The 4,700-nt window shown below is 64.7% G+C and carries 3 protein-coding genes; all 3 read left to right on the plus strand.

Annotated features, from left to right (window positions below):
- The first annotated feature begins 142 nt into the window (after nt 1-142).
- Nucleotides 143-1,159: an AAA family ATPase gene (locus AC1DT3_RS12605; RefSeq protein ID WP_477465597.1), complete on the plus strand. Its 1,017-nt coding sequence runs from the start codon at nt 143-145 to the stop codon at nt 1,157-1,159.
- Between the two features lie 10 nt (nt 1,160-1,169).
- Entirely contained in the window at nt 1,170-2,096 is a 927-nt protein-coding gene (locus AC1DT3_RS12610) for a DUF58 domain-containing protein (RefSeq protein ID WP_477465598.1), read from the plus strand.
- A gap of 3 nt (nt 2,097-2,099) precedes the next feature.
- On the plus strand, nt 2,100-4,700 hold a 2,601-nt coding region (locus tag AC1DT3_RS12615), incomplete at its 3' end, for a DUF4159 domain-containing protein (RefSeq protein WP_477465599.1).

Consider the following 4,700-nt stretch of genomic DNA (forward strand, 5'->3'; position numbering starts at 1 on the left):
GTCCTAACCATAGAAGTCTCGGACGCGCCGTAAAGTTCGCCACGGTCCCGCCCTTTCTGCGGCGCATAGACCCGCTTGCACATTCCGTTCAAGCAAAGGCACACTGGGGCGGGGCGACGCGCGTGGTAACGAGGAGATTCCTATGACGGCCGGTACAGCTCAAGCGCCCACGACACTCGACGACGCCATTATCCGGAACGCCGAGGCCGCGCTTGAAACGATTGGCCGCGCAAGGGAAGCGATCCAGAAGGTGATCTTCGGCCAGGAAAAGGTCGTCGATCAGACCCTGATCACCCTGTTGTCCGGGGGCCACGGATTGCTCGTCGGCGTCCCCGGTCTCGCAAAGACCAAGCTCGTCGACACCCTGGGAACCGTTCTGGGCCTCGATGCGAGACGCGTTCAGTTCACGCCAGACCTGATGCCCTCCGATATTCTCGGCTCGGAAGTGCTCGACGAAGGAACCGACCGGCGCCGCTCGTTCCGGTTCGTGAAGGGACCGATCTTCGCGCAATTGCTCATGGCGGACGAAATCAATCGTGCCAGCCCACGCACCCAGTCGGCCCTTCTTCAGGCGATGCAGGAGCATCACGTCTCTGTCGCGGGCGAGCGGCACGACCTGCCGCAGCCGTTCCACGTCCTGGCGACGCAAAATCCCATCGAGCAGGAAGGCACCTATCCGCTTCCGGAAGCTCAGCTCGATCGGTTCCTGCTGCAGATCGACGTGGATTATCCTGATCGCGACGCCGAGCGACGTATCCTGATCGAGACCACAGGCGCCGATGGCCACCAGCCCACCGCTGTCATGAACGCCGAAGCGCTGATGAATGCTCAACGCCTCGTGCGGCGCCTTCCCGTGGGCGAAAGCGTGGTCGAGGCCATTCTCGACCTGGTCCGGTCGGCCCGACCGGAGGGAGAGAGCGTCCCCGGCGTCTCCGACAAGTTGCTCTGGGGACCCGGCCCCCGGGCGAGTCAGGCTCTGATGCTGGCGGTTCGCGCCCGCGCCCTCATCGAGGGACGTGTGGCCCCTTCTGTTGCGGACGTGAAGGCTCTCGCCGAACCCGTTCTCAAGCATCGTATGGCTCTGACCTTTGCCGCGCGGGCGGACGGCGAGACGATTACGGAAATCGTTTCCCGCCTCACGGCGAGGCTGGGCGGCTAGGGCTCGCGACATGGCCCGCGTCAGGGTCCTTCCGAAATCGACGCGGTCTCCGACCCCGCGAGAAACGCATGAGGCGCTGACCCTGTCGGCGCGCATGCCGCGTCTCTTGCTGGAAGCAAGGCGCGTCGCCGCAACCTTGTCTCACGGCATACACGGCCGCCGCCGCGCCGGTATGGGCGAGACCTTCTGGCAGTTCCGGCCTTTCGTGGCCGGTGAAGCCGCCCAGCGCATCGACTGGCGCCGCTCGGGCCGTGACGACCGGCTCTACGTCCGGGAGCGGGAGTGGGAAACAGCTCAAACGGTCTGGCTATGGATCGACCGGTCCGCCTCCATGGCTTTCGCCTCAGATCTCGCCCAGGCACCGAAGATCGAACGCGCCCTCGTTCTCGGTCTCGCCATGGCTGACACTTTTGTCGAGAACGGCGAGCGTGTCGGTATGCTCGGTCTCATGGCGCCACGAGCCTCGCGCCGGATCTCCGAATTGATGGCCGAAGCCATCGTCGCCGATGCGAACAGCCTCGACGACGACCTGCCGCCGCAAGCGTCGGTCGCAACTCTCGACGAGGTCATCCTCGTCAGCGACTTTCTTTCGCCGCTCGGCGACATCACGGCGGTGGTCGAATCCATTTCGGCGCGCGGCGCACGCGGGCACCTGGCGATGATCGTCGACCCTGTCGAAGAGAGTTTCCCGTTCGACGGGCAAGCGATTCTGCACGACCTCGAGGCCGGCCTGTCGCTGCGCGTCGGCGACGCTGCCCTTTGGGGCGAAGCCTATCGGAAGCGCATGGCGAACCATCGCGCTGCGCTCGCCGAAGTCACCCGTCGCCGTGGTTGGACATTGACGATTCATCGCACGGACCGCCCCGCAAGCGAAGCCGCTCTTCGCCTGATGACACTTGTCGCGACCTCACGTGGCGCGAGCGTGGAAGGGCGGTAAATCATGCTTGGTCTCCCCCTCACGTTCTCCGTTCCCCTCGTTCTCGCCGCTCTCGCGACGCTGCCGGCGATCTGGTTGCTGTTGCGTGTGACGCCGCCGCAACCGAAGCGCATCGACTTTCCACCCTTGAAAATCCTGAGCGATCTCCTGCCGCAGCAGGAGACCCCGGCGCGCACGCCGTGGTGGCTCCTGTTGATTCGCCTGACGCTTGCAGCTCTCCTGATCTTTGCCGCGTCGGGGCCGATCTGGAATCCGGTGGCCGAAAGCAAAGGCACCGGCCCCCTGCTCGTCATGGTGGACAACGGCTTTGCCGCTGCGCACGATTGGAGCGAACGCCTCAAGCTGGCAGTTGAACGCATCGAAGCGGCAGGTCGCGACGGACGCGCCGTGGCTGTCGCGGGAACAGCTGACCGCAATCCCGGATTGACTTTGTCGGATTCCGCCGCAGCGCTCGAGCGCCTGCGCAGCTTCGCGCCGCGTCCGTATCTCGGCGACCGGCGCGTCGTCGTCGAGCCGATTAAGCGCTTTCTCGATGCCACCCCAAATGCGGAAATTCTTTGGATCAGCGACGGTGTTCAAGGAGCCGATGCGCAGGCCTTCGTGACGGAATTCGCACCGCTCGTCGCGGGCAGGTCGGTCATTGTCCTCAAACCCGATCGGTCGCCGACTCTGGCTCTTGCAGGTGCGCAGAACGCGGGAGAGGAGATCAAGGTTTCGATTGTGCGCGCAGAAGCGAACGGACGCGACAACGGCACCATTCGTGCGCGCGATCAAAAGGGCGCTCCTTTGGCGGACGAACGTTTTGCCTTCTCTGGCACCGCTCTTCAAACGGAGACGTCTTTCAAGCTGCCGCTCGAAATGCGTAACGCGATCGCGCGCTTCGAAATCCTGGGCGAGAATTCTGCCGGCGCCGTAAGCCTCGTCGACGAAAGCGAGAAACGCCGACGCATCGGTCTCGTCTTCGGGGGCACGATCGATCAAGCTCAACCTCTCTTGTCGCCGACCTATTATCTCAGCCGCGCGCTCAGCCCCTATGCCGAGATCCGCGAAGGACGTGGTGGCGCTGCCGATTCCATCCGCCAGCTGATCGACGAGCAGGCTTCAATTCTGATCCTCGCCGATGTGGGCGGCCTCGATCCCGACACGCTCGGCAAGGTGAAGGATTTCGTTGAACGCGGCGGTCTTCTCGTCCGCTTCGCCGGATCGCGGCTGTCCGCGGGCAACGACGACCTCGTTCCAGTCAGGCTGCGCCGCGGCGGCCGTAATCTCGGTGGCGCATTGTCGTGGGACACGCCCCGGACGCTCGCGCCTTTCACGCATGAAAGTCCGTTCTTCGGTCTCAAGGTGCCCGCCGAGATCGGCGTGCGCCGCCAGATCCTGGCTGAGCCTGATGGTGATCTCTCGTCGCGGACATGGGCCGCGCTCGAAGACGGCACGCCGATCGTGACGGCCGACAGGCGCGGCAAGGGGCGCATCGTGCTCTTCCACGTCACGGCCGATACGACATGGTCGAACCTGCCCCTGTCCGGTTTGTTCGTCGACATGCTTCGCCGCATCACAGCGCTCGCGACCGCCTCGCAGGATCTCGATTCGGAAGCGCGCAACGCGTCCAAGGAATTGTTGGCGCCCCGCGTCACGCTCGATGGTTTCGGTGCACTGACCTCGCCGCCCGCGCAGGCACGTCCCGTGCCGCGCGACTTTGCTGACCGCGCGACCGACGAGCATCCGGCCGGCTTCTATGGCCCTGCCGACGGAAGCCTCGCGGTCAACGTTCTGGCCGAAGGCGATCGCGTCAATGTGCTCGATCTCGCCCCCCTCAACGCGATCGTCGCCCCTCTCGTTCAGGCGGAGACAGTCGATCTGCGGCCGCCCCTTCTGGTCATGGCGCTCATTCTCTTCCTGATCGATACGCTCGCTTCTCTCTGGCTCGGCGGGCATTGGAGTTCAATGCGCGGTCGCTTGCGCAGGAACGGCGCAGTTGCTTCGCTTGTCGTTGCGGCGGCGTTGGCGGCGGCACCCACATCGCAACCGCGAGCCCAGGAGCAATTGCCCTCCATCAATCGTGAGACGATCTCGCCGGCGCTTGTAACGCGTCTCGCCTATGTCGTGACCGGCGACGCGCAGGTCGACGCGACAAGCCGTGCCGGATTGTCGGGCCTCACGCAGATGCTCTCCACGCGGACCGCATTGCAACCCGGCGAGCCGATCGGAGTCGACCCCGCACGGGATGAACTCGCGTTCTATCCGATCCTGTATTGGCCCATCGTCGCCAACAGGCGTATCCCCGCAGAAGCGACCATGCGGCGCGTCGACGGATTCATGAAGAATGGCGGCACCGTGATCTTCGACACGCGCGACGCGTTCGGCATGAGTCAGAGCGGCGGGGTCAGCCCCGAGTCGCAATACCTCCGCCGCATGTTGGCGACGCTGGACATTCCGGAGCTCGAACCTCTTCCACGCGATCACGTGTTGACGAAGACGTTCTACCTCCTGGATGGTTTTCCCGGCCGCTATGCCACCGGGCAGACCTGGGTCGAAGTCTTGCCGCCGGTCGCCGAAGGAGAAGCACCACGCCCGGCCCGCTCCGGCGATGGCGTATCGCCG

It is taken from the genome of Microvirga sp. P4_G7, assembly GCF_056401005.1.